Raw genomic sequence first — 26,773 nt, forward strand, 5'->3', positions numbered from 1 at the left:
GCGCGGTTGACCAGGACCGCGTCTGCTTCCCGGACGGTCTTGGCGCCGCTGCGCAGCAGTTCCTTGTCCGGCTCGCGCAGCTCAATACTGATGAACCGGAAGGATTCCGCGCCGGCCTGGCCATCCTTCAGGATCGACGCCGCACGGGAGATCTCGGCGCGGGAGAGCGGATCCAGGGGGTGCGATACCCCTACAACGGTCTGGACTTCAGTGGTCAGAGTCATGGTTTCTCCTTGGTTTCTAATAAAAAATGACGGCGCTTATAGCGGGCAGTCGGTATGGTTTTATTGCCATCGCGGGATAAAGGACAACATTCGCGGAATATCAGAATGGCAAATCTCTTGATTTCCCAGAACTGCTAATTATTTCGTGCATACGGCGCTGCGCTAAAAGACCCTCCCCGGGCCCGTTTGAGGCTGGTGAAGGGATCGCTTGCAATCGGCATCCTCTTTTTTTGAGAGTGCCGGCCGGGGCTCCAATTCGGGCCCTGCCAGCGTGATGCGGATCACTGGGATTCCGTCTGTGTAAGAAAGCTACGTCATTCAAGTCACCCAAGGCGAGCCTTTTCCGGATATTTGCGTGAGAAATTCACGGCGGCATTTTCCCGCCACAGTTAACATGTTGGAAACATTCGGGGACGGCCCGGGGGTGGCGCGAGGTGAGAAATTTGGCGCGGATTTTTCCCACCGCAGTTAACATGCTGGAAACATTCACAAACGCGTTCGCGACTGTCATTGAGGGCCGGGAATGCTAATGTTTTGCACCTCCGGCCGGTGACTTGCGTCACGCAAAATCAAAGACGAGCCTGCATGCCGGAGGGAAAGTTGGTCCCAGTGTCTGCCCGCGGTGATCGCTTCATCACGCCCCGCTCTCCGGTGGAAGGCCTGAGACGCCGGAAGCTTTCCTTCCTGCCGGTCTTCGCACAGGCAGTAGCCAATGTGGCGCCCGCGGGCGCCATGACCGTCATTCCGGCCCTGATCTTTCCGGGTCTTGTTTTTGGAGCCGGTGGAACGAACCTTGTTCTGACATTCGGCGCAGCCATGGCGGTCATGATCCTGGTTGCCTTATGCCTGAGGCCGATGGCAAAGCGCATGGCTGCCGTCAGCGGGCTCTACAGCTACACAGCCAAGGGGCTTGGCCAGCGGACGGCAATCACCGCCGGCTGGTCGGCCATCTTCGGGTACGGTCTCGTGGCCATGGCCAGTCTGTTGGCGGTTGGCACGTATGTTGTTGAGCTGTTCATCAACCTTGGCATCCCGGTGGCGGACCCCGGTGTTGTCACGGTGCTGGTCATTCTTGCCGCCGCTGGCGCCGCCTGTTTCCTGATGATCCGGGGGATCCAGCTATCCGCGTGGGCCACGCTGTTAATGGAATCCGTTTCCATTGCAATCCTCGCCGTTCTGATGGTGGTCTACTTCGCCCTCAACAAACCGCAGGTCAGTCTCGGAAGCGTATTTTCCTGGAACGGACATCTTGATTCGCTATCGATCGCAATCGTGGTGGCCGTCAGTGCCTTTGTCGGCTTCGAAAGCCCCACCACCCTCGGAGGGGAGGCACAGAAACCCTTCGTCAGCGTGCCGCGGGCCATTACGTGGACTCCCATCCTGGCGGGCGTGCTCTATCTGCTCGCCGCGACCGCCCAGGACGTAGCCCTCAGAGGTGCACCGTCAGATATAACAGGCAGTTCTACACCGTTGTCTGACTTGTTTTCCCAGACTTCCCCGGTGTTCGCCGCCGTGCTCGACCTGGGAATCGCGGCATCGTGGTTTGCGTGCGCCATCGCATCTGTGAATGCCCTGGCCCGGATATTTTTTTGCATGGGCCGGGAAGGCGTTGCCCCACGGGCCGTCGGCCGGACACATCCCGCTTTTCGGACACCTTCGACGGCCATCCTGGCAGTTATGCCGGTCGTTGCCATCGTTCCCAGCGCCATCGTCATCTCCGGAGCCAGTCCTGAGCAGGGCCTGGCCAACCTCTTCACGCTCGGCGCCTACGGATACCTGGGGTCCTATATCCTTGCCAGCGCGTCCCTGCCCTTTTTCCTGCGCAGGATCGGGGAGAACACGTACACAAGCTGGGTACTTGGAGCGGTAACCTCCCTGGTGCTCGGTGCAGTGCTGTGGGCGGCTGCGACAACATCGATTGGAACAGGCAACCTGCAGACCCTCATCTACGCCGGTGTCCTCCTGGCCAGCGTCATTTACGCCATGTACCTCCACCGCCGGTTACCCATGCGCCTGGCGTCAGTGGGAATCTACGACGAGACCCGGGAATCGGACCTGTTTCATGGCGGGCCGAACAAATGAACTACAGACCCACACACTCCGGTTCCGGCCCGGCGTCAAACTCGCTCAGGATCCTGGAGACCGTGGCACGGTTCGGTACCGGGACAACGGCGAAAGAGATTACCGACGCCCTGCGCATGCCTCCGGCCACCGCCTACCGTTTACTGAATGCCCTTGTCGGGGACGAATATCTGGTCCGCACCTCAGATCTTCGCGGATTCGCGCTCGGCCACGCAATTTCAGGACTGGTGACAGCGGCGAACCCGCCAACTGTTCCCACCGCGGCCCGCACGGTAATTGACGAGTTCCGGCAGGGAAACCGGTTCGCGGTGCACCTCTTGATGTTCAGGAACGCTTCCCTCAGGATCGCTGATGAAGATCCTGATTATCCGCTCCACTCGGTCCACGAGATGCTCCGGTACCCGCACACCTCCGCCCCGGGGAAGCTCATGCTCGCTGAACTTGGTGACTCGGTCTTCCCGCTTCCGAGCGGCCAGCTGGTGAAGCTGACAGAGGACACCATTACCGACAGCGGCCAGCTGTACAGGCAACTCGCGGAAATTAGGCTCAACGGCCAGGCCTCGGAAATCAACGAACTCGAAGCGGGATCCGCAAGCCTGGCATTTCCCGTGCGGCAGCCCGACGGCTCAGTCGGCGGAGCGTTATGTCTCACCGGCCCCGCGGAACGGTTCGCCGCCATCAGCGAACACGCGGAGGCGGCACGTGAACTGACAGTACGGCTATCGCCCCTCCTGTTCTGATGAGCGGGTGCTTCGCCACGCAACTGTCCTCGGTTCCTCAGAGCTGTCCCCCCGAAGAACCCGTCCCCATTCCCAGCCGCCGGACGTAAACTGACCTCCGCACCATTTATCGCGGGACGGAACCCTTGGAGCCGCCATGCTCTGGAAACTGCTTGTTGAATACCTGCGGCCGCACCGGCAGCTGCTGGTCGCCGTCGTGGTTTTCCAGCTGGCGCAGTCCATCGCGTCGCTGTACCTGCCCACCCTGAACGCGGACATCATCGATGAGGGCGTAGCCAAGGGGGACACCGGGGTCATCCTCAGCCTGGGCGGCCTGATGCTGGCGATCACGCTGCTGCAGATCATCTGCGCCGTGATTGCCGTGTACTTCGGCGCCAAGGCCGCGATGGGCACCGGAAGGGACCTCCGCGGGGCCATCTTCACCCGTGTGGGGGAGTTCTCCGAGCAGGAAGTCACGAAGTTCGGCGCGCCCAGCCTGATCACCCGCTCCACCAACGACGTCCAGCAGGTCCAGCAGCTGGTGCTGATGGGTGCCACCATGATGGTGGCCGCGCCCATGCTCGCCATCGGCGGGGTGATCATGGCCGTCCGGCAGGACGTGCAGCTGTCCTGGCTGATCGCCGTCGCCGTGCCCGTGCTGCTCATCGCCGTGGGGCTGATCATCGTCCGGATGGTGCCGCTGTTCCGGAAGATGCAGAAACGGATCGACACCGTGAACCGGGTGCTCCGAGAGCAGCTCACCGGCATCCGCGTGGTGCGCGCGTTCGTCCGGGAGGACATCGAGACCGCCCGCTTCGCCCAGGCCAACGACGACGTCACGGACACCGCGCTGCGTGCCGGCCGGCTGATGGCGCTCGCCTTCCCCGTGGTGATGCTGGTGCTGAACGTCTCCAGCGTGGCGGTGATCTGGTTCGGCTCGTTCCGGATCGAGGACGGCTCCATGCAGGTGGGCACCCTGATCGCGTTCCTGAGCTACCTGATGCAGATCCTGATGTCCGTCATGATGGCCACCTTCATGGCCGTGATGATCCCGCGCGCCGCAGTCTCGGCGGACCGGATCGGCGACGTGCTGAACACGGAATCGAGCGTCCGGCCGCCGCTCAAGCCAGTGAGCAGCGCGGTGTCGCCCAACGGGCACCGCCGCGGTGAGCTGGAAATGCGCGACGTCGGATTCGCCTACCCGGGTGCCGACCAGCCCGTCCTCTCCGGGCTCAGCTTCACCGCCAAGGCGGGGCAGACGACGGCGATCATCGGCAGCACCGGCGCGGGCAAGACCACCCTGGTGAACCTCATGCCGCGGCTGTTCGATGCCACCACCGGCTCGGTCCGGATGGACGGCGTGGACGTCCGCGAGCTGCACCCGGACCTGCTCTGGGGGCACATCGGCCTGGTCCCGCAGCGGCCCTACCTGTTCAGCGGCACCGTCCGCAGCAACCTGCAGTACGGCAAGCCCGACGCCACCGAGGACGAGCTCTGGACCGCCCTCGAGATCGCCCAGGCCCGGGACTTCGTGGAGGAGATGGAGGGCGGGCTGGACGCGCCCATCTCCCAGGGCGGCACCAACGTCTCCGGTGGGCAGCGGCAGCGGCTGGCCATCGCCCGGGCCCTGGTGAAACGCCCCGAGCTGTACATCTTCGACGACTCGTTCTCCTCGCTGGACACCGGCACCGACGCCCGGCTCCGCCAGGCCCTCAAGCGCAACACCGCCGGCGCCACGCTGGTGATCATCGCCCAGCGCGTCTCCAGCATCGTGGACGCGGACCAGATCCTAGTGCTCGACGACGGCAGGATCGTGGGGCGCGGAACGAACCTCGAGCTCCTGGAGACCTCCGAGACGTACCGGGAGATCGTTTCCTCCCAGCTGGCAGCCGAGGAGACGGTATGAGCACGCAGAACCGGCCGACGTCGGGCGCTCCCCACAGTGCAGGACCCGCCTCCAAAACCGCGACGGCCGACGTCGTACGCATCCCCCGTCCGCCGGTAGGACCAGGGAGGGGCGGCGGACCGTTCGGCGGGATGAACATCCCGGCGGAGAAAGCGATGAACTTCGGAGCGTCGGCCAGGCGGCTGGTGGGCACGCTGCGGCCGGAGCGGGCGTGGCTGCTGCTGGTGCTGGTCATGGGGGTGGCCAGCGTGACGCTTTCGGTGATCGGGCCGCGGCTGCTGGGGGAGGGCACCAACCTGATCTTCGCCGGAGTGGTGTCCCGGGAGCTGCCCGCCGGGGTGAGCAAGGCGGAGCTGATCGCGCAGCTGCGGGACGCGGGGGAGAACCAGAAGGCGGACATGCTGACCCCGATGGCTCTGACGCCGGGGCAGGGGATCGACTTCGCCGCGCTGTCCAACGTGCTGCTGTGGACGCTGGTGCTGTACGTGCTGGCGTCGGCGTTTATGTGGGTGCAGGCGTATGTGCTGAACGGGGTGGTGCAGCGGACGGTGTTCGGGCTGCGCGAGGAGATCGAGGCGAAGATCCACCGGCTGCCGCTGCGGTATTTCGATTCGATCCAGCGCGGCGAGCTGCTGAGCCGGGTGACCAACGACGTCGACAACATCTCCCAGAGCCTGCAGCAGTCCATCAGCCAGGCGGTCACGTCGGTCCTGACGGTGGTGGGTGTGCTGGTGATGATGTTCATCCTCTCGCCCACGCTGGCGCTGATCGCGCTGGTGACCGTGCCGCTGACGCTGGGGATCACGGCGCTGATCGCCAAGCGCTCGCAGAAGCTGTTTGTGGCGCAGTGGAAGCACACGGGGGAGCTGAACGGGCAGATCGAGGAGACGTACACCGGGCATGCGCTGGTGAAGGTGTTCGGCCGGCAGCGCGAGGTGGAGGAGCGGTTCCGGCAGAAGAACGCGGAGCTGTACGACGCGAGCTTCGGCGCGCAGTTCATTTCTGGGTTGATCATGCCGGCCATGACGTTCATCGGGAACCTGGTGTACGTGGGGATCGCGGTGGTGGGCGGCTTGCAGGTGGCGTCCGGGGCCATGCAGCTGGGCGACGTGCAGGCGTTCATCCAGTATTCGCGGCAGTTCACCATGCCGCTGGCGCAGCTGGGGTCCATGGCCAACCTGCTTCAGTCCGGGGTGGCGTCGGCCGAGCGGGTGTTCTCGCTGCTGGATGAGGATGAGGAGTCTGCCGAGCCTCCTGCTTCGTCTGGTCCGGTTTTTGGGCGTGGGCGGCTGGTGTTTGAATCTGTTTCCTTCTCGTATTCGCCGGACAAGCCGCTGATCTCTTCGCTTTCTCTGGTGGCGGAGCCGGGGCAGACGGTGGCGATCGTGGGGCCGACCGGTGCGGGCAAGACCACGCTGGTGAACCTGATGATGCGGTTCTACGAGCTGGATGCCGGGCGGATAACGCTCGACGGCGTGGACGTCACCACGGTGCCGCGGCGCGAGCTGCGCTCGCGGCTGGGGATGGTGCTGCAGGATACGTGGCTGTTCGGAGGGACGATCCGGGACAACATCGCGTATGGCCGGCCTTCGGCTACCGAATCCGAGATTCTTGAGGCGGCGCGGGCGACGTATGTGGACCGGTTCGTGCACTCGCTGCCTGAGGGGTACGACACTGTGCTGGAGGACGAGGGCGGGAATGTGTCCGCGGGGGAGAAGCAGCTGCTGACGATTGCGCGGGCGTTCCTGGCGCGGCCGTCTGTTTTGATTTTGGATGAGGCGACTTCTTCAGTTGATACGCGGACCGAGGTGCTGGTGCAGAAGGCGATGCGTGCGCTGCGGTCCGACCGGACTTCTTTTGTGATCGCCCACCGCTTGTCGACCATCCGCGACGCCGACCTTATCTTGGTGATGGAGGCCGGCCAGATCGTGGAGCAGGGGACGCACGCTTCACTGCTGGCTGCGGGCGGGGCGTACGCGCGGCTGTACGAGGCGCAGTTCGCGGCTCCTGTGGCGGAGGTTTAAGTGGCTTGCCGCTCGGGAATCCTCACTGCAGCAGAGCGAATCCGGACTCGTAGCGTGTTTTCCCGATTGCTGCCAATACGATCTGGAGAAAGCCCATCGCCTCAAGTTCCCTCGCACGCGAAAGAGGGCCGGCGTCGACCGCCCGGAGGCCTGCCGCTTCGAGGAGGGCCGCGACTGCCATTTTCGCCTCTGGATCGTCTCCTGCGAACAGGACTGTCGTCCGCGTTAGGCCATTGGTGCCGGTGCTGAGCGTGTCGCCGAGATTGACGTTGAACGCTTTCACGACTGTAACGCCCACCGGGAGGGCCTTGGAAAGTTCAACTGCAGTCGAGGAGTCTGCTGGGACCAGCAACTCATCGTACGTGGTGAAATCAATGGGGTTGCTGATATCGATGACGACCTTGCCGCTGAGTCGATCCCGATAGTGCTCAAGTATGTTCGGATACGCTTCGTATGGAACGGCGAGGACGACGAGGTCACCTGTGAGTTCATCGCCGACAAGCCCATATGCCGCATCCGGACGCTCGGCGGACGAGCCAGCCCCCGCCCTGCGCCGGATGATTTGGATACTCGCTCCGGCTCGCGCCGATACTTCGGCAATTGCTGAGCCCATCTTGCCGGTGCCAATGATGCTGATCGATGTCATGCGAACTAGATCCTCCTGAATCGTTTGAGTGCCTTTTCGGCGGCTGCCACCGCGTCGAAGTCGAAGAGCACACTTCGGCGAAAATCGCGTCCTGCGCGCAAGTCAGCGTCACGCTTCTTGATGTCCTCAAATTCATTCTGCGCGTCGAACTGTGAGCCGCTTCTGCGAGAGCTGTTCTGCAAGATCGCCGTGCGTTGCATTCGAACGGCGGTGTAGCGCTTGAAAGCTTCGGCAATCTCATCGGCGTCTTCGGCCTCCTTGAGGAAGAAGGCAAGAGTAATGCTGTCCTCGATTGCCTGGTTCACTCCCTGGCCCGCGTGCGGCAGCATGGTGTGTGCTGCGTCCCCAAGCAACGTGACGCGCCCTCGCGACCAATTAGTGAGTGGCTCGTGGTCGTAGAGGCCCCACCAGAAGGTCTGGTCGATGAGCTGGATGAAGTGGCGAAGCTTCGGGTCCCATTTCTCACCCGCAAACTCGGCGGCGAGTTCGCTCACGTCCCCCGGGGCCGACCAGGTTTCCTTGAGCGGCCTGTCACTGGGTACGAACCCGACATAGTTGAACAACTTGCGCTGCTGCAGCGGGTAGCACATGAAGTGCTTTCCCTCACCCATCCATACCTGGCTGATCATGGGCCAGTCGTCGGGAAGAAGGGCCGCGTCAAGTACTCCGCGAAACGCGATGAATCCGGAGTAGACGGGGTCGGGGGTTTGCATCAGAGAATCCCGCACCACCGAGTGGATGCCGTCCGCGCCCACCACTGCATCAAACTCATCGTGTACGCCGTTCTCGAATTCGAGGCGGACGCCTGTGTCTAGCGTCTGAATCGACGTCAGACGATGGCCGAGACGGATCGTGTCGGGCGCGACCTCTCGAGACAAAACGTCTACCAGGTCGGGCCTGTACATGCCGACATTCTGATACCGCTTTGCTGAATCTTCCCAAGCTGCTTCGGCTACAACGTTGCCCATGGCGTCCTGGTAGACGCCGTGGCCATCCGGAGTGGCGCCTGCGCGCTTGACCTGTTCAAGGACACCGAGTTTGTCGAGAACGCGCTGGCCATTCGGAGCGACAGTGACGCCTGCGCCCACGTCGCCCAGCCCCCTTGCCTGCTCGAACACCGTGACGTGGGCACCGGCGATCCGCGTGAGGGCGATCGCAGCAGTAAGCCCCCCCAGCCCCCCTCCAATGACAGCGACTCTGGTGGTGTGATTTACCATCGGTTCTCCTCGACTGCATTACGTAATCCTTGAATTTGCCGACCATAAGAGGCCATGACGGCATGGTGAATAGTTCCGTGGACGTCACGGTGGAAGGGTAACGGGGTCGCTACGGCTTCGCCGCAAGCTCCCTGTGGGCCACGTTGGGGGCGAATATCGTTGCGCCGCTGGCCTGCTCGGCCTCGTGGTCCGGGCCGAGGGGGATGCCGCGCCGATCGCGCAGGCACAGCGTCGCCGCGGCTCCGACGAGGGTGGCTATGAGGATATACCACGAGACCGCAGTCGTGGTGCCGGTGGCCTGCAGCAGTGCTTGGGCGATGGTGGGAGCGAACGCCCCGCCGAGGATTGACCCAATCGCGTAGGGGATGGCCACTCCCGAGAAACGAACGGAAGCCGGGAAGATCTCGGCGTACCACGCCGCCAGGGGCCCGTAGGTGAGGCCGAGGCCGATCGAGAGCAGGACCAGGCCAGCGTAGAGCCCGGGAAGCGTCGCGGTGTTGACGAGCCAGAATAGCGGGAAGGCCATCAGCGCCTGTACCGCGAAGCCGATGAGGTGGGTGTTTCGCCGGCCGATCGAATCGGCGAGGCGCCCCGCAATGAGCGTCGCGACGAACCATACCGCCGAGGCGACCGTGGACGCGATGAGCATCGCCGTGGTGTCTATCTTGAGCCTGCCGGTGGCGTAGCTCTGGAGGAAGCCGCCGGTGGTCATGTAGCCCACAGCGTTATTGCCCACGAACACAAGCGCGGCGAGGATCACGAGGTGCCAGTGCCGCTTGAAGAGGACCACGACAGGGGCCTTGGTCTGCTGGCCGCGCTCGGCGATCTCGGTGAACACGGGGCTTTCCTCAACGGAGCGGCGGACAAAGTAGCCGACGACGATGAGCACGATGCTCAGCAGGAACGGCACGCGCCAGCCCCACTCGAGGAAGGCCTGGCCGGGGGAGACGACACCGGTCATGAGGGCCATCAAGCCCGAAGCGAGAAGAAAGCCGAGCGGGACACCGACCTGCGGCAAGGCGCCAGCGCGACCGCGGCGGTCAGCAGGAGCGTGCTCGACGACCATGAGGACTGCGCCGCCCCACTCGCCGCCGGCGGAGACGCCTTGGAGAATGCGGAGGAGGAGCAGGAGGATCGGCGCTGCGATGCCGATCTGGGCGAAGGTGGGCAGGACGCCGATGAGTGTCGTTGCCGCGCCCATGAGGATGAGCGTGCGGACAAGCATGGCACGGCGGCCAATCTTATCGCCGTAGTGACCCGCGAGGAACGCGCCGAGCGGGCGGAAGAGGAAGGAGATGCCGACCGTAGCGAAGGAGAGCAAGAGCCCGATGTCCTCCCCGGCAGGCTTGAAGAAGAGCTGGGTGAACACGAGCCCAGCGCCCAGCGCGTAGATGAAGAAGTCGTACCACTCAATCGTGGTGCCGATGATCGTCGCGAACGCGACGCGACGTTGAGTGGCGGGATTGCTAACGGCATTGGAGGAGGTCATTGCTGTCCTTGTGAAGAGTGCGGACGATGCTGTTCCTCTATGGTGAGCGGACTCACATCTGCATGTAAATCTCAGAGATTTGTAGATAAAGTTCTGTTGTACTTAAGAAGACCTATCTACGCTGAGGTGGCCATGGCCGATGTGAGCCTGAGGCAACTCGAGCTGTTCGCTGCCTTGCCGGACTTCACCACATCCAGTGCAGCGGCAGCCCATCTTCACATCTCAGAGTCGGCGCTGTCCCAGGCCATCACGGGGCTCGAGAGGACTGTGGGGGAGCAGCTATGCGTTCGCCGCAAGGCGCGTGGCCTCGCGCTGACTCCCGCGGGCCAGCACTTCGCAACGCAGGCGCGCCGGATCCTCGCGGACACACGGGAGCTCGTCCAGGGCGACCGCCGGGGAGAAGAGCTGCGGGGGAGTGTCAAGTTTGGCTGCTACGCGAGCTTCGCCGCGAGCGTGGTGCCCGAGCTCCTCGAAGGCTTCCCGCGGAGGCATCCCGGGGTGGACCTCGAGACCACGGTGGGCACCAACGAGGACCTGTTCCCCGCCCTCCAGTCAGGACGCCTCGACGTGGCCATCACGTACGAAAGGTTCCTGCCTGCCGGCTACCGTCACCGCCGGGTCTACGCGACCGAGCTTGAGGCCCACCTGCATCCGGACCACCCGCTCGCGGCGGGCAGCACGGTGGATCTCGCTGATCTCGCCGGCGAGCCACTCATCCTCTACGACGTGAGCCCGAGCACCATCAATATTGTCGAGGCGTTCGCCGCGCGCGGGCTCGAGCCCAGGGTCGCGGCCCGGGTCACCCAGATCATCCTCGTCGAGGCGCTCGTGGGCCGGGGCATGGGGTATGGCCTGCTCATGTCCCGGCCCAACGTTCTCCCCGTGAGCGTCGAGGGGCGGCCGGTCGCCATCCGCCCATTCGACCCTCCCGTAACCCTCTCCAACGTCGTGGGGATCTGGCCCGAGGACATGACCCTCACGCGACGAGCCGCGGCCCTGCTCGACTATGCGGTCGAGAAGCTCGGCTGCTACGACCGCGCAGACGTAGTTCAGAGCGCAGCCACCCACGACGTCGCCGCCCCGCCTCATGCGGGCAGCGGCGCTTTTCAGAAGTAGGCCTTCAGATCGAATGTGGGATCGGCCAAGACCCCAGGGCAGTGCCAGGGGCTGCGCAAGACGATTAGGAAACAAGACGGCCGTTTCTGACCGGTGGCCGGCAAGCCTCCCTTTCGGCCTTTGAGGCCCTCCTGACCTGCAGTATCAGGCTGACCTGTGGGCCGCGAGAGGCTGAGTCACTGCCACCCCAGGGGCAGCATCGAGTTTTGAGGCGCAGTTCATTTCCGGGCTGATCATGCCGGCCATGACGTTCATCGGGAACCTGGTGTACGTGGGGATCGCGGTGGTGGGCGGGCTGCAGGTGGCGTCCGGGGCGATGCAGCTGGGCGATGTGCAGGCGTTCATCCAGTACTCGCGGCAGTTCACCATGCCGCTGGCGCAGCTGGGGTCCATGGCGAACCTGCTGCAGTCCGGGGTGGCATCGGCCGAGCGGGTGTTCTCGTTGCTGGATGAGGATGAGCAGTCGCCGGATCCTGTTTCTGCTGGTCCGTCACCGGATGGGGCGGGGCGGGGGCGGCTGGTATTTGAGTCTGTGTCCTTCTCGTATTCGCCGGACAAGCCGCTGATCTCTTCCCTGTCCCTGGTGGCGGAGCCGGGGCAGACGGTGGCGATTGTGGGGCCCACCGGTGCGGGGAAGACCACGCTGGTGAACCTGATGATGCGGTTCTACGAGATTGATGCCGGGCGGATAACGCTCGACGGCGTGGACATCACCTCGGTGCCGCGGAGGCAGCTGCGCTCGCGGCTGGGGATGGTGCTGCAGGATACGTGGCTGTTCGGCGGGACCATCCGGGACAACATCGCGTACGGCCGGCCCACTGCTACCGAGGCGGAGATCATGGAGGCGGCGACGGCGACGTATGTGGACCGGTTCGTGCGTTCGCTGCCTGAGGGGTACCACACGGTGCTGGAGGACGAAGGCGCCAACGTATCCGCCGGCGAGAAGCAGCTGCTGACGATTGCCCGCGCGTTCCTGGCCCGGCCGTCGGTGTTGATCCTGGACGAGGCGACGTCTTCCGTGGACACCCGGACTGAGGTGCTGGTGCAGAAGGCGATGCGTGCTTTGCGGTCTGACCGGACTTCGTTTGTGATCGCGCACCGCCTGTCCACGATCCGCGACGCCGACCTCATCCTGGTCATGGAGGCCGGGCAGATCGTGGAACAGGGGACGCATACTTCGCTGTTGGCCGCGGGCGGGGCTTATGCGCGGCTCTACGAGGCGCAGTTCGCGGCTCCTGTGGCGGAGGTTTAGTGGGCGCCGGCGCGGCGGCTGAGACTTTCCTTTAGCGGTTTCGCGAAAAGGCTCAGTATCATTCCGAAGATACAGGGCAGGGAAACATTCCGATGCAAAGGACCAACATGGCTAAGTGGGGGATAGACCTAGAACAGGGTGCAAAGGTCCTCAATGGTGAGAAGTATGGCGACTGGTATCGGGATCCCTGGGGGTGGCCAGAATTCTCCGAACAGTTTGTAAAAACGCTGGATATTGAGCAGGATTTCGGAATAGTCCCCGGGGGGTCTGGTGTACCGTTCAAGTTCGCAGAGACACCCCACTTCCATCCCCTTGACGTTCCGAAATCCAGGCTGGGCACCCGGCCGGCCGTAGTTCAAGATCCACGAAGCAGGCTGGTTTACAGTGCAGCGACCCGCGGCTTGGTTGGGACTCTGCACAAAGACCTGCCCGACTGGGTGTTCGGGTGGCGACAACGGGATGGCGAGATCCCTCCCTCACCTGAAGAATGGTCTGCCTACGGGCGCAGCATGGCCGATGTTGCGGAAGATACCTACTCGCTTCAGACGGACATTACCTCTTTCTTCTCGTCCATAAACGTCGAGACGTTGATCAGTACTCTCAGCAGTTCCTTCGGTCGGAATGCGTCCGTAGGCCTAATTTCTGAGGTGTTGAGAACGCACAACAGCATGATGTCCCGTAGTGGGTTGCCGCAAAGGAGCTCTGCATCCGCCTTCCTCGCGCAAGTTGCCGTTGGGCCCATTGACGACGAGATATCGACCGCATTGCAGAACGACCTTGTACGGTCGGCCAGACGCTGGATGGACGACATCAGTGTTGAAGGTAGCGAGGATGAGCTATTCGCCCTAAGCCAGAGAATACAGGCGAAGGCTCGACAGGCTGGCCTCGAAATAAATGCGGCGAAGACGCACCTCTCTACACACAAGGAAGGTCTCGATCGATTCAATTTAGAAGCCATTCGTAGTATCCGAGTCCCAGAGGTTATAGCGATGCTGGCAGCTGAGTACGACGACGAACCAGAGTTCGCTTTTGAATCGGACCCTGGTGAGCTGGTCGCCCTCGAGAGAGAGCTCTTGGATTCACCTCTGGCAGTACCCAGGCCAGTAGGAAGGGCGGTGCTCCGCTCGCTGCGAGACAACTTCCTTTTCGATCAAGTCGGGGAATGGATTGACAATGCGCACCACTTCCCGCATCTCGCGGATGCCCTGAGTCGCTACTTTGCCGGTGCCCGCACCTATCCAGGCGTGTCGACCGGTCTCGAATCATGGTTTCCAAAATTTGAGAGATCGAACTGGGGCAAGCTTGATTGGGTCACGGCGCAGCATGCCCTTGCCTTTGCTGCCGACGATTTACCTCAAGCAGTTTTGGTAGTCCTGAGACAATGGCTGAGCCAGAGCTCTAATGTACAAAAGGTTGCCGTAGCCATCCAAAGGCTCTCGATTGCAGACGCAAATTTTGTCCGCAGCACCGTGAGCGCACGCGTGGATCAAGTCTCGGACCCACAACTTCTTCGTCTCTTTGCGCTTGGGATGGTGGCGGCAAACGCAGATAGAACTACTGTGGAGAGCATTTTGAACCGAGATCGCCGGAATCAGTTGACTCACAAGTTTCTTGACGATCATAAATGGAAGCTTCCTGCGACGCCTATTGATTTTGATCACGTGCAGAAAGTGCCACCGCTCACGGACGAGGTTGGGTGATCGAGCAGGAGCTCACCCGTTTCTGCAAAGGTCAGCTTTTGTGCCTCAAAGCTGCTCCCGTGTGAAAATCGCCATGTTTCATCAGTGGGCGTGCCGTAGAGCCTGCTGTGCCGGTTGGAATGCCATTTCAATCCTCTGCGCTATGACGTAACTTCCGACAACGGCCGCGTGTTTACGCCAGCCCGTGAGAGTCATCACGGCTAGAACCGGAGTCGAGAGTCATCTCCTTCACGTGGTGGGTCTTCCGCCTTTCGGACGTTGGAGCCGTGGCAGGGAGCTGTGCATTGTTTGTGGATTCCACCGCCCGGCGCAGGTCGTGCGGTCAACTTTCGGTGTGGCGAGGCGCATAAGCCGCGTTCCTGACCAAAACTCTGGTTCGATAGTCGAATGACAAATATTGGGGAACTGGGAATTACGCTGGGTGATCTAGACTTCGGAGGTATCGACGCCGAATCAGATACTGGACTGGAAAGACACTTCGTAACGACTCCATACGTTGAATCCGCGTTGGAAGGCAAGCGTCGACATTTTCTTGGAAGAAAGGGCAGCGGCAAGTCCGCATTGTTTAGTCAAATCCCTCAACTCGTAGCTGATAGTAATAGGCCGGAAACTTTGGTTCTATCTTTGACTCCCAACCAATATGCTTGGGGTGCCTTGCGGGACTATCGAGACCAGGGGATCTTGGAGGAACAAGCGCATACCGACGCGTGGAAGTTTACACTTGCCGTAGAAATAGCTGGGGCACTTCTTGCTGCTGATGTAACTTGGACTCCTGGAGCGGCAAATTCATTGGCGCGAGTTCGGAAATTCCTGACTGATAATTACGGGAGCGTAAACCCGGGTCTCTTAGGTACAGCAAAATCCATAGTCAAAGGGCTAACTACTTTTAATTTGAGCGCATTCGGTTTTGGGGTAGGTGCAACACGAAAGATAGACGACAATCAACCGCTAACCCCTGCTATCTCAAGTCAACTCATGTCGGAGCTTGCTACTGCCATTCATGAAGAAGGTCTGATAGTAGCGATCGACAGGCTCGATGATTCGTGGGATGGGAGTCCCGCATCGGCCTCCTTGATGGTGGGATTGCTGAAAGCCTCAAAGGATCTGAATGACGAATTTCCAAAGTCTGGAGATAACAGGGGTCTTCGAATTCTGACATTTATCCGATCGGACATATATGACAGCCTTAAGTTTGACGACAAAGACAAGCATCGTTCCTTGGAAGAGCCAATCCAATGGACGCCGGAGCTTCTAAAAGAAATGGTCGATCGCCGACTTCCACATAATTTAGAAGCTGGTGACCTATTTGAAGAAGGTGATATGCGAGGCCGGATATCGCCGTTCAATTATCTTGTCAAGAGGACATTCTTGCGGCCGCGCGAAGTTCTTCAATTTCTCGATGAGTGTATTCGTGTCGCTGGGACGAAGGCGCCCGAAATTTCAAAGGACAACATAAGTACTGCCGAAGACCGGTACAGCTCGTGGAAGGTCAGTGACCTAAAGCAGGAGTATTCGAAAGCGTTCCCTGACTTCGAGCCACTGATTGAGAGTCTCCGCCAGGAAGTTCACCGATACGAGAGCTTGGACGATCTCGCATCGCTACTTGAACGGAAGGTGCCGGACTTGGTTGGAAAGTACGGCACACGTTCACTCCTTGAGAAGCTTTTCGAATTCTCGGTTATTGGGGTGCGACTTGCCGATGCAGGCTCGACGCGTTTCAAGGCGGAGGACAGCAGCCTCACTCTGCCGTCGTCGGGTGCAGCATATGTCCACCAAAGCCTTTTTAGGGGACTAAGTATCCGTGAAACGCGTCGTGCCGCGGAAGCTGTGAATTAGTTAGGTGCGCTTGCTTAGACTCGTTCCGCATGGTGGTCCCTCGCCACAATCTAAACGCTCATGCGCGGTTGGTCCTTCGTTGCCCATGTCGGCCCGGCCTGAACTGAGCCACCGGTCCGGACGAGGTGAGAGAGCTTCTGCGCCACCTCGCCAAGCAGTCATCCGTCGCCATGGCCTGCATAGCCAGGAGTTCACTTCGTTCAGCGGTCTGTTCGGGGCAGATGGTCGCGTCCACCAATTTCCTGCTCAGCGGCGCCGCGGCAACATCGACAGCACCATGCCCAGGTCCGACGGCGGTTGGTCGGCGTTTACAGCACCTCACCACCACCGAAGCTGGCGGCGGCAATTTCTTGCCGTCGCACCACAGCGCGAAGAGGCTATTACGTGCGCGCCTAAAAGAGCATTCGCGGCTTCCCCGATTCAAGCCCATTCTGCTTTCGTTTTGCCTTGACGCTAAGCGGAACAAAGCGTTCCGACTCCGGTAAGGAATCGTAAATCGCTTTAGCTCGTTCCGCCCCTTGCGGTCCCGATGCGGCCAGGTATGAATGTGCCACGTCAGTGCGAAGCCAACCAAGATCCGTCATTCGAAGCAAGACCATATCGGTCATGAACTTCACATCGGGCTTTCTGAGCTGTTCAATGCTCACGTTGTGGATCGGATCCAGCAAAGCTAGGGGCTCCTCACGGATACGTATCACCCGGAAGCCAGCACGGCGAAGTCGCGTTGTTTTTGATTGGTCGCGTCCCTCGTGACCTTTGCCGTTGTGAGAGTAAGAACCGTCGAACTCGATGACAACCCCGAGAGATTTAATGAAGACATCGACTGCGTGAGGCCGGTTGTGGCCAAGTTCGAGACGTTCCTGGTGGATCGGATCCACGTCGTGAGGGAAAACCACTGCAAACTCACAAGCGAGAGCGACATCAACCTTCGACCGCACGACGGGTGCGCACCACTTACAGCCATCACCGTCGAGGGCACGTGCCCGAACTTGTGCCTTCCACACATGGTCTGGCTCCTGTGGACAGATCCACCATGCGGACTTGTTGCTCCCGATGGTTATGTTCGCCGGGACTAGGTTTCCGTTCTTTGACGGGTGCCATTGCTCGGCCAGCGCGGGCCGGTTTAAGTCAAGACGGTTGTGGTCCGTGGGCCGCTTTCCGTCGCAGAACGGGCAGCCAGCGCCGTTATCTGGCCTAGAGCTGACTGCAGCAGTCCACTTGTGAGTGCTGTCTTTTCGGCAAATCCAGCCAGCTGAGTAGTCGCTCCCACGAGCCACTTGTTCAGCGCTTTTTGCATTGTCAGGATCCCACTCGGAGTCAAGAAAAGGACTCATTCCGGCGACACTGTTTGATGAGTTAACCCGTTTTCCAGCGCAGTAGGGACAGCCCCTGCCGCGGAACCGGGCGGCAGGGGAGGCCTGGTAGTCATGGCTGGTGTCGAGCGGACAGGTCCACCACACCTCCTGATTGGATTGTGGCAGTACTTCTGTCGGGGCCAATCTCAGTTCGGTTTGGTTTCGCTGATAATGCCAAGTGGGTAGGAGTTCCGGCCGGGCCAGCGCGAAATTACTGTCGGGTGCGGCTTTCATGCCTGCGCATACAGCGCAGCCGTGACCTTTGGTTCTTACGTCGGGGGTCGTAAGCCATGAGTGTCCCTTGTTGCAGAGCCACCATATCGAGCGATTGCTCCGAGGACGGACATGCGTCGGTGGAAACAAATTCTTGATTGGGTCCCATTCCGCGGCGACCTCAGGGAATTTGTGAGCAAGCGAGTCCAGTCCTTCATCTTTGACAGGCTGCTGACGATTTCGGGCCTGATTATCTGACCTGCCGCCTTTGCCATTGATCATGAGCTTCCTTATAAGTGAGGGTTTGAAAAAGGGGTCGGCTCTGTCGAATAGCAATACCGTGTTGCACCCCTTCCGAAGAGCATTTCACGGCTTAGAGGAAACAAGGTTGGAATCGGCCGAAGACCATAACCATCTTTGTCGCGCCCTGCTGCTACGGTTCGAGCATCGCTACTCGACTATTGGGGGAATCATGTCAGACGTGTCATCCGGGCCTGCGCCGGAGCCGGAGAAACCAAGAAAGGCGCCGGATCCATTTGCTAAGCACATCGCATGGGCCTGCGTAGCCCTTCTACTTACCGCGTTACTTGCGGCTGCGTTCTTTCCACTTAGTCTCATACCGGCTGGCGGCGTGCTCTGGATTCTGCTCGACGTCCTGAAGCAGTACAAGAAGGCCTTTGGTGCACCCGCCGAAGGCTTCGGGATCAGTGCTGAGAACACCTACCGGACCAGCCTCGGCGCTCCGCCACTCCCGGCCGCGGGGCTGAAGCAGTACGCAGATGAGGTGTATAAGGCGAATGCCCAAATGCTTGCAGACCTGCAGAGGCTTGGCGCATTGGACACAATGGCCAAGGAACGCCACGACGCAGATCTAATGGCCAGCATCGCTTCCGCGCAGCGCGAGTTGGCTGCGATCAACGCCGAGCTGGCTGCCGTCCGCGGGGAGGTGCTGGACGTCCGGCAGGTCGCAGAACGCCACAATGTTGGATTCTACGACTACGAGCATCCGGCCGAGACATCGGTAAAGCTGGCCGATGAACTGGACGCCGTGCGTGCGCGCATCAAGGACAAGCTGCGGGAGAAGACTGCAGTGACCACCGTCTCCGGTTTCACCTTCAATGGATCAACGAAGGAAGGCGCCAAGTTCGTTCGCGACCTCTCCGCGCTGCTGCTCCGCGCCTACAACGCCGAGGCCGAGAACTGTGTGAAAACGGTGAAAGCCGGAAATCTTCACACCGCCGCCGCCCGACTTGAAAAGGCCCGGGAACAGATCGCGAAGCGAGGCACCATGATTGGACTCCAGATCACCAACGCATTCCACTCGTTGCGGGAGAAAGAACTTGAACTGGCTGCTCGGCACTTGGAAGCCGTAGCCATCCAAAAGCAAATGGAGGCTGAGGCGCGGGCCGAAGCCCGCGAGGCGGCCAAAGCGCAGCGCGAATGGGAGGCACTGAAGGCCAAACAACAGAAGGAAGTGGACCACTACGCCACTGTGCTCGTCCAACTGCAGGCTGCCGGAGACCTTGAAGGTGTCCAGCGTATCCAGGAGCAGCTCGAGGAGGCAGAAGCAAAGCTCGCCGATGCCGAAGACAACGCGCTGAACATCCGCGCCGGCTACGTGTACGTTATCTCCAACCGCGGCGCATTCGGTGAAGGTGTTGTGAAGATCGGCATGACCCGTCGCCTTAATCCAATGGAACGTGTTCGTGAACTTGGCGACGCATCGGTCCCGTTTCTCTTCGACGTCCACGCGCTGTTCTTTTCTAAGGATGCAGTTGGAATCGAGACGATGCTGCATCAGTACTTTGCCCTCCATCGCGTGAATCTCGTGAACCTGCGGCGTGAGTACTTCTACGCGTCCCCTTCGGACGTGAAAGACGCTCTTGTTGAGCATCACGTGGAACTGGTGGAGTACCAGGAGAATGCACCGGCCGAGGAGTTCGCCGCATCCAAGGACATGCGCGAGGCAGCGTTAGTGTCGGCCGCCGTTTAGCAATGTCTGCGGGCAATGAACCGAAGTGGACGGCGGCACGAGGTCCCGCCGTCGTCCATTCAGTGGTACGGCCTCGGCCCCTGTCACTATCGGTCTAGGCGCATCTGCCCACTCCCCGCCGTAGTACACGGACACACAGCGCAACGTTGGAGCCACCAGACGTAACCTGTTTAGATGCCTCGTTTTGCGCTTGATATTGAGTCCGTGCCCCGTCCCGTCCGCGCCCAGGAGCTGCTGGATGCGGTGAACCACCGGGTGGTCATTGCCGACGGGGCGATGGGCACCATGCTGCAGGGCCGGGAGCTGTCGCTCGAGGACGACTTCCTGGGGCTGGAAGGCTGCAACGAGATCCTCAACGCCACGCGGCCGGACGTCCTCGCGGACATCCACGACGCGTACTTCGCCACCGGCATCGACGCCGTGGAAACCAACACCTTCGGCGCCAACTGGTCCAACCTCTCCGACTACGGCATTGACGACCGCATCGAAGAGCTCGCCCGCAAAGGTGCGGAGATCGCCCGAGACCGCGCCGAAGCGGCAGAAAAAACAGACGGACGCATGCGCTGGGTCCTCGGCTCCATGGGGCCGGGCACCAAGCTCCCCAGCCTCGGGCACACCAGCTACGACTACCTCAAGCAGACCTTCGCCCTCCAGGCCGAGGGCCTCATCGACGGGGGAGCGGACGCCTTCCTCATCGAAACCAGCCAGGACCTCCTGCAGACCAAAGCCGCGGTCAACGGCTGCAAACAGGCCATCGTGACCCGCGGCATCCGGCTCCCCATCTTCGTTACGGTGACCGTCGAGACCACCGGCACCATGCTGATGGGCTCGGAGATCGGCGCGGCGCTCACCGCGCTCGAGCCGCTCGGCGTCGACGCGATCGGCCTGAACTGCGCCACCGGGCCGGATGAGATGAGCGAGCACCTGCGCCACCTCTCCAAGCAGTCCTCCGTGGCCATCGCCTGCATGCCCAACGCCGGCCTGCCCGTCCTCGGCCCCAACGGCGCCCACTATCCGCTGTCGCCCACCGAACTCGCCACCGCGCACGAGCAGTTTGTGCGCGAATTCGGCCTGGGCCTGGTGGGCGGCTGCTGCGGTACGACGCCGGAGCACATGGCCGCCGTCGTCGAACGTCTTGCGCCCTTGCGCGCCGCCGCCGCGGTCACCGGCGGCGGGAGGGGCGCCGACGGCAGCCGCCTTCCCACCGAACGGGAAGCCGGCATCGCTTCCCTTTACCACCACGTGAATTTCGACCAGGAGTCCGCGTACCTCGCCATCGGAGAGCGCACCAACGCGAACGGTTCGAAGGCGTTCCGCCAGGCGATGCTCGAGGAGCGCTGGGACGACTGCGTGGACATCGCCCGCGAGCAGGTCCGCGTGGGTGCGCACCTGCTCGACGTGTGCATTGACTATGTGGGGCGCGACGGCGTGGCCGACATCAAGGAGATCGTCTCCCGTTTCGCGTCGGCCTCCACCCTCCCGCTTGTCATCGACTCCACGGAACCGCCGGTCCTGCAGGCCGGGCTTGAACTCATCGGCGGACGCCCGGTGGTCAACTCCGTCAACTACGAGGACGGCGACGGCCCGGACAGCCGCTTCGCGCGCATCATGCCGTTGGTGAAGGAACACGGCACCGCCGTGATCGCCCTGACCATCGACGAACAGGGCCAGGCGCGCACCACCGAAGGCAAGGTGGCCATCGCCTCCCGGCTCGTCGACGCTCTGGTAGGCGAATGGGGGATGCGCGTGGAGGACATCATCGTGGACGCCCTGACCTTCCCCGTCGCCACCGGGCAGGAGGAAACCCGCCGGGACGGCATCGAAACCATCGAGGCCATCCGCCAGATCACCGCCAAGTACCCCGGCATCAACACCACGCTCGGCGTCTCCAACGTGTCCTTCGGCCTGAACCCGGCAGCGCGCATGGCCCTGAACTCGGTGTTCCTGCATGAGGCCGTGCAGGCGGGCCTGACCAGCGGCATCATCGACGCCGCCAAGATCGTGCCGCTCGCCTCCCTCCCGGAGGAGCAGCGGAAGGTGGCCCTGGACCTCGTCTATGACCGCCGCGAATACGACGCCGACGGCAACGTTACGTACGACCCCCTGGCCATCATGCTGGACCTCTTCGCCGGCGTCGATACCGCAGCGCTGAAGGACCAGCGCGCCGCGGAGCTCGCGGCCCTGCCCACCGGCGAACGCCTGCAGCGGCGCATCATCGACGGCGAAGGCAAGGGCCTGGAAGCCGACCTGGACCTGGCCCGCAGTGAAGGCATGTCCCCGCTGGCCATCATCAACGACCAGCTCCTCGAGGGCATGAAAGTGGTCGGTGAGCGCTTCGGCGCCGGCGAGATGCAGCTGCCCTTCGTGCTGCAGTCCGCCGAGGTCATGAAGAACGCCGTGGCCCTGCTCGAGCCGCACATGGAGAAGTCCGATTCCTCCGGCAAGGGCACCATGGTGATCGCCACCGTCCGCGGCGACGTGCATGACATCGGCAAGAACCTGGTGGACATCATCCTCACCAACAACGGCTACAAAGTGTTCAACATCGGCATCAAGCAGGGCATCGCCGAGATCATGGCCGCGGCCGAGGAACACAACGCCGACGTCATCGGCATGTCCGGCCTGCTGGTGAAGTCCACCGTGGTGATGAAGGAAAACCTCGCCGAACTCCAGTCCCGCGGCCTCGCGAAGAAATGGCCCATCATCCTCGGCGGCGCCGCCCTGACCCGCGCCTACGTGGAGCAGGACCTGGCGGAGCAGTTTGAAGGCACCGTCCGGTACGCCAAGGACGCCTTCGAGGGCCTGGCACTCATGGAACCGCTGGTGCAGGTGGCCCGCGGCGCCGACCCCGCCGCCGTAGGCCTTCCGCCGCTGAAGAAGCGGATCCACAAAGGCGGCCCGAAGTTTACGGTGACCGAGCCGGAGGCCATGCCCGGGCGGTCCGATGTCGCCGCCGACAACCACGTGCCTTCGCCGCCGTTCTGGGGCACCCGCATCGTGCGCGGCGTCTCGCTCCACGACTACTCCACCTTCCTCGACGAACGCGCCACCTTCATGGGGCAGTGGGGGCTCAAGCCCGGCCGCGGCGATGACGGCGCCTCCTACGAGGAGCTGGTGGAACGTGAGGGCCGGCCGCGCCTGCGCTACTGGCTGGACCGCATCCTCGGCGAGGGAATGCTGGACGCGTCCGTCGCCTACGGCTACTTCCCGGTGGTCTCCGAGGGGGAGCAGGTGGTGGTGCTGCACCACGGTACGGATTCCGACGGCGTCCTTGGCACCCCGGGGCTGCTCGCCCCCGACGGCGGTTCAGGCGGCCCGGTCGGCACCGACCGGCTGCGGTTCGACTTCCCGCGCCAGCGCCGCGACCGGCACCTGTGCCTCGCCGACTTTGTCCGATCCCGCGAATCTGGACAGATCGACGTGCTGCCGGTGCAGCTGGTCACCGCCGGCTCGAAGATCGAGGAGGTGACGTCCAAGCTGTTCGCCGCCAACCAGTACCGCGACTACTACGAGCTCAACGGCCTGGTCATGCAGCTCACCGAGGCGCTGGCGGAATTCTGGCATGCGCGCATCCGCTCGGAACTGGGCTTCGCTGCCGAAGAGCCGAAGGACAAAGCGGGCCTGTTCAAGCTCGACTACCGCGGTGCGCGGTTCTCGCTGGGCTACCCGGCATGCCCGGACATGGAGGACCGCCGCAAGGTGACGGAGCTGCTGAAACCCGAGCGGATGGGCGTGGTCCTCAGCGATGAGCTGATGCTGCACCCCGAACAGTCCACCGACGCGTTCGTGTTCCACCACCCGGAGGCCAAGTACTTCAAGGTGTGAGTTGAAGCCGGTCTCTGGCCTGGGCGGAGGTAATGCATCACCACGTGGCAGGTTGGGGCTTCCTGAGGCCATCAACCCTCATCCGGGCCTACACTGAGCCCTCAAAGGCGTTACCCCGGGCTAGGGAAGGCACCGGTGGACGCCTGTACCCCGAGGCGCCTAGGGGACGGTCACTGCCGATGCGGCCCGCCGGACTTCTATGGTGAGTCCTTCGATTTCGTCGGGTGAGACGTCTTCGCTTGCTGCGCCAATGGTGATTGCTGCAACCACTGCGCCGCTTTGGGTGCTGCGGACTGGCGCCGAGACTGAGAGTGAGCCCAGTTTTCGTTCGTTCAGGGCAACCTGGAAGCCCTGTTTCCTGATTTTTTCGAGGTCAGATCGGAAGATCTCGGGGCTGATTTCCCTTCCTTCAGCGTCCCGCATGGGGCCGACCTGGTCCAGGAGGTGCCGCAGTTCCTCCGGTCCGAGATCGGCGGCCAGGGTCTTCCCGGCCCCGAGATGAAGGGGCAGTTTCGCCCCAATAGGAAGTTCGTACCGCAGCGGCCGTGATCCGTGGACCCGGGCAACAACGGCCCGGTGCGCACCGGTCCGGACGAACAGCGAGGCGGTCAGGCCTGTCCTTTCGGCCAACTCCTGGAGCACCGGGCGGGAAGCTGCAACCAACGGACTGGTCGTCAGATAGGCGTGTGCTCCAAAGATCAGATTGACCCCTGCGCGGTAGTTCATTCCGTCTTTCTCGACGCGGCCACGTCCCTCAAGCACGCCGAGTATCCGTTGAGTTGTTGCAACGTGCAGGCCGGCCCGGCCGGCGATGTCCACCAGGCGCAGGGGCCTTGCGGCATCTTCCAGAACCTCCAGCACATCGATCGCCCGCTCCAGCGACCTCATCGTCGTGGGCTCTTTCTGCTCAGTCATTTTTTTCTTACCTCTCAAGTCCGTCTGCTCAGTCCAGCAGTAAAAGTCACCCGCGTTGACAGTGAAGGGCATCACTCATACTCTTATTTCATCATTCTTTGAGAACCTCTCTCATTCTATGAGATAAATGTAATTGCGTCAATGAAGATTGCAGGAAGTGCAGCATGTCAATAACCCATAACTCCGAGAGCGACCTGCGGAACCCTGCAGCAGCCCTGTGGCCGCGGCTGGTGTTCCCTGCCGTGCTTGCGGCTTTGGCTGCTGCGGTGGTCGTCAGCTCGACCGGAATGGGCTTCTGGGTGCGGTTGGGCCCGGGTCCCGGATTCTTCCCGCTCGTCCTGGGCAGTCTCCTTGGTCTCTTGTCGCTCCTCTGGATCGGCCAGGAGGTCCGCGGCGCCAAGAACGGCGCTTTGCCGGACGAACCCGAGACGGGCGATTCCACGGACTTGGTCATCCCCGAAGAACCCCACGAGCCGTTGCGGCTGAAGACCGCTGCGACCATCGTCATCAGCCTTGCCGTTCTGGCCGCGCTGATGCCCCTCATCGGCTTTCAGCTGAGCATGCTGCTCTTTCTCGTCTTCCACCTCCGCGTCATGGGCCGCCGGCGGTGGCTGCTAACGACGCTGGTGTCCGTCGTCGGAAGCTTCGGGGTCTTTATTCTCTTCACCCGGGTACTGACAGTGAACCTGCCGGCGGCGTCCATCGGCTTCCTGCAGTCACTGGGCTTTTAGGAGCAATCATGAACACTTTTGAATCACTCATGCAGGGATTCAGCCTCGCCCTGACTCCGGAGAATCTTCTCTACGCACTCATCGGGTGCCTGATCGGCACCGCGCTAGGTATCCTCCCGGGTATCGGGGCCACGGCTGGCATCGCCATCCTCCTGCCCCTGACGATAGGCATGGAACCCGCCTCGGCGATCATCATGCTCGCCGCGATTTTCTATGGCACGGCCTACGGCGGAACGATCACCAGCGTCCTGCTGAACATCCCCGGCGAAGGTGAATCCGCGATCACCTGCATCGACGGTTACCAGATGACCCGGCAGGGCAGGGCGGGCATCGCCCTGACGACGGCGGGCATCGGCTCCTTCATCGGCGGTACGGCGGCAACCCTGGCGCTCGTCGTGGCCGCTGGCCCCCTGTCCCAGCTCGGCCTGATGATCGGCCCTCCGGAGTTCTTCTGCCTGATCCTTGTCGGCATCGCCTTGCTTGCCGGACTGGTCGGACGGTCACTGGTCAAAGGCCTCATCTCAGCGGTCCTGGGACTCCTGATCGCCATGATCGGCATCGACCCGGTAGCCGGGGCGCCGCGCTTCACCTTCGGCAGCGAACACTTCCTGGACGGTATCAGCATCGTCCCGGTGCTGGTCGGGATCTTCGGCCTCGGTGAAATGCTCCACAACGCTGGAGGAACAGCTGCCCGACCCACCGCACCCCGCCTCAGGCAGCTCGTTCCGACCCGGACCGACATCCGCCGGGCCGCACCCGCGATCTTCCGCGGTACCGTCATCGGCTCCGTCATTGGGCTAGTCCCCGGCGTAACCTCGGCCATCTCCTCACTGCTGGCCTACAGCACCGAACGTAAGGTTTCCCGCTTCCGTCACGAGCTGGGCACCGGTGCCATCGAAGGCGTAGCGGCTCCGGAAACAGCCAACAATTCACATTCCAACGCCGCGTTCGTTCCCCTCTTCACGCTCGGCATCCCGGCGTCTCCTGCCATCGCGGTCCTCGCCGGAGCCTTCCTGCAGAATGGGATCACCCCCGGACCGCGGCTGTTCGTGGACAACTCCGCGCTTGTCTGGACCGTCATCGCGAGCCTGTTTGTCGGCAACGCTCTCCTGCTGCTCCTGAACGTCCCGCTGGTTGGCCTTTGGACCAGGCTGCTCGCCATTCCCTATTCGGTCCTGAGCGCCCTGATTTTCGGGTTCATCGTTATCGGCTCGTACGCGGTGAACAACAGCATTATCGACGTGTTCATCATGATCTTCTTCGGCATTGTCGGGCTGATATTCCGCCGCCTGGACATCCCTCTTGCACCACTGGTCCTGACCTTGGTCCTGGGCCCTGTAATGGAAAGCGCCCTGCGCGAATCCCTGCAAATATCCGCCGGCGACTTCTCGGTCTTCACAACGCGCCCCATCGCTCTGATCTTCCTCATCATCGCCGCGGTCATCCTGACCGGATCGATCTTTGGGTCGAAATTCAAACGCAAAGCACACCTCCCCATGGACGCTGCAGCATGAGCCATCCTCAGCCCCC

The 26,773-nt window shown here is 62.1% G+C and carries 16 protein-coding genes and 2 pseudogenes; 12 read left to right on the top strand and 6 right to left on the bottom strand.

Going from position 1 to position 26,773, the window contains the following annotated elements; all coding sequences use genetic code 11:
- Positions 1-224: pseudogene (locus tag NFC73_RS18525) on the bottom strand (primary-amine oxidase); the annotation flags it as partial.
- Positions 225-833: 609 nt separating this feature from the next.
- Between NFC73_RS18525 and NFC73_RS18530 the strand changes: the two are divergent.
- The 4 genes from NFC73_RS18530 (at position 834) to NFC73_RS18545 (ending at position 6,955) form a co-directional block, all read left to right on the top strand.
- Positions 834-2,306 (top strand): APC family permease, encoded by a 1,473-nt coding sequence (locus NFC73_RS18530; RefSeq protein ID WP_254752619.1) that lies wholly within the window; start codon positions 834-836, stop codon positions 2,304-2,306.
- Entirely contained in the window at positions 2,303-3,046 is a 744-nt protein-coding gene (locus NFC73_RS18535) for an IclR family transcriptional regulator (protein WP_254752621.1), read from the top strand. Before NFC73_RS18530 ends, NFC73_RS18535 begins: the two co-directional genes overlap by 4 nt.
- 136 nt (positions 3,047-3,182) lie before the next feature.
- Positions 3,183-4,931, top strand: coding sequence for an ABC transporter ATP-binding protein (locus NFC73_RS18540; RefSeq protein ID WP_254752623.1), 1,749 nt, complete (start codon positions 3,183-3,185; stop codon positions 4,929-4,931).
- On the top strand, positions 4,928-6,955 hold the full coding sequence (locus NFC73_RS18545; protein ID WP_372494689.1) for an ABC transporter ATP-binding protein: 2,028 nt from the start codon (positions 4,928-4,930) through the stop codon (positions 6,953-6,955). The genes NFC73_RS18540 and NFC73_RS18545 overlap by 4 nt, the downstream gene beginning before the upstream one ends.
- 22 nt (positions 6,956-6,977) lie before the next feature.
- Here NFC73_RS18545 and NFC73_RS18550 read toward each other — a convergent pair whose 3' ends face one another.
- From NFC73_RS18550 to NFC73_RS18560, 3 genes are all read right to left on the bottom strand, one after another.
- The gene (locus NFC73_RS18550; protein WP_254752627.1) at positions 6,978-7,601 is read right to left on the bottom strand and encodes an NADPH-dependent F420 reductase; all 624 of its coding nucleotides are present in this window, start codon (positions 7,599-7,601) and stop codon (positions 6,978-6,980) included.
- 5 nt (positions 7,602-7,606) lie between these two features.
- Positions 7,607-8,818 (bottom strand): FAD-dependent monooxygenase, encoded by a 1,212-nt coding sequence (locus NFC73_RS18555; protein ID WP_254752629.1) that lies wholly within the window; start codon positions 8,816-8,818, stop codon positions 7,607-7,609.
- A 109-nt stretch (positions 8,819-8,927) separates the two neighbouring features.
- A complete protein-coding gene (locus NFC73_RS18560; RefSeq protein ID WP_254752631.1) occupies positions 8,928-10,307 on the bottom strand; it encodes an MFS transporter in 1,380 nt (459 codons plus the stop codon).
- A gap of 132 nt (positions 10,308-10,439) precedes the next feature.
- On the opposite strand from NFC73_RS18560, the gene NFC73_RS18565 reads away from it, so the two are divergent.
- The 4 genes and pseudogenes from NFC73_RS18565 (at position 10,440) to NFC73_RS18580 (ending at position 16,211) form a co-directional block, all read left to right on the top strand.
- On the top strand, positions 10,440-11,423 hold the full coding sequence (locus NFC73_RS18565; protein ID WP_254752633.1) for a LysR substrate-binding domain-containing protein: 984 nt from the start codon (positions 10,440-10,442) through the stop codon (positions 11,421-11,423).
- 199 nt (positions 11,424-11,622) lie between these two features.
- Positions 11,623-12,675: pseudogene (locus NFC73_RS18570) on the top strand (ABC transporter ATP-binding protein); the annotation flags it as partial.
- A gap of 107 nt (positions 12,676-12,782) precedes the next feature.
- Positions 12,783-14,375: an RNA-directed DNA polymerase gene (locus NFC73_RS18575; protein WP_254752635.1), complete on the top strand. Its 1,593-nt coding sequence runs from the start codon at positions 12,783-12,785 to the stop codon at positions 14,373-14,375.
- Positions 14,376-14,762: 387 nt separating this feature from the next.
- Positions 14,763-16,211: a P-loop ATPase, Sll1717 family gene (locus NFC73_RS18580; protein ID WP_254752637.1), complete on the top strand. Its 1,449-nt coding sequence runs from the start codon at positions 14,763-14,765 to the stop codon at positions 16,209-16,211.
- Between the two features lie 392 nt (positions 16,212-16,603).
- Here NFC73_RS18580 and NFC73_RS18585 read toward each other — a convergent pair whose 3' ends face one another.
- A complete protein-coding gene (locus NFC73_RS18585) occupies positions 16,604-18,061 on the bottom strand; it encodes a zinc-ribbon domain-containing protein (RefSeq protein WP_254752639.1) in 1,458 nt (485 codons plus the stop codon).
- A 106-nt stretch (positions 18,062-18,167) separates the two neighbouring features.
- On the opposite strand from NFC73_RS18585, the gene NFC73_RS18590 reads away from it, so the two are divergent.
- Positions 18,168-19,772 carry an SNIPE associated domain-containing protein gene (locus NFC73_RS18590; protein ID WP_254752641.1) on the top strand — a complete coding sequence of 535 codons (1,605 nt, stop codon included), beginning with the start codon at positions 18,168-18,170 and terminating at the stop codon, positions 19,770-19,772.
- Positions 19,773-19,946: 174 nt separating this feature from the next.
- A complete protein-coding gene (metH, locus tag NFC73_RS18595) occupies positions 19,947-23,597 on the top strand; it encodes a methionine synthase (protein ID WP_254752643.1) in 3,651 nt (1,216 codons plus the stop codon).
- A 159-nt stretch (positions 23,598-23,756) separates the two neighbouring features.
- On the opposite strand, the gene NFC73_RS18600 is transcribed toward metH, so the two are convergent.
- On the bottom strand, positions 23,757-24,512 hold the full coding sequence (locus tag NFC73_RS18600; protein ID WP_254752645.1) for an IclR family transcriptional regulator: 756 nt from the start codon (positions 24,510-24,512) through the stop codon (positions 23,757-23,759).
- 164 nt (positions 24,513-24,676) lie between these two features.
- Here NFC73_RS18600 and NFC73_RS18605 point away from each other — a divergent pair, with 164 nt between their 5' ends.
- Together NFC73_RS18605 and NFC73_RS18610 are read left to right on the top strand one after the other, a co-directional pair.
- The gene (locus NFC73_RS18605; protein WP_254752647.1) at positions 24,677-25,243 is read left to right on the top strand and encodes a tripartite tricarboxylate transporter TctB family protein; all 567 of its coding nucleotides are present in this window, start codon (positions 24,677-24,679) and stop codon (positions 25,241-25,243) included.
- Between the two features lie 8 nt (positions 25,244-25,251).
- The gene (locus tag NFC73_RS18610; RefSeq protein WP_254752649.1) at positions 25,252-26,757 is read left to right on the top strand and encodes a tripartite tricarboxylate transporter permease; all 1,506 of its coding nucleotides are present in this window, start codon (positions 25,252-25,254) and stop codon (positions 26,755-26,757) included.
- The last annotated feature ends 16 nt before the right edge of the window (positions 26,758-26,773 follow it).

The sequence above is a fragment of the Pseudarthrobacter humi genome (genome assembly GCF_024294965.1).
Taxonomy (GTDB): Bacteria; Actinomycetota; Actinomycetes; order Actinomycetales; family Micrococcaceae; genus Arthrobacter; species Arthrobacter humi.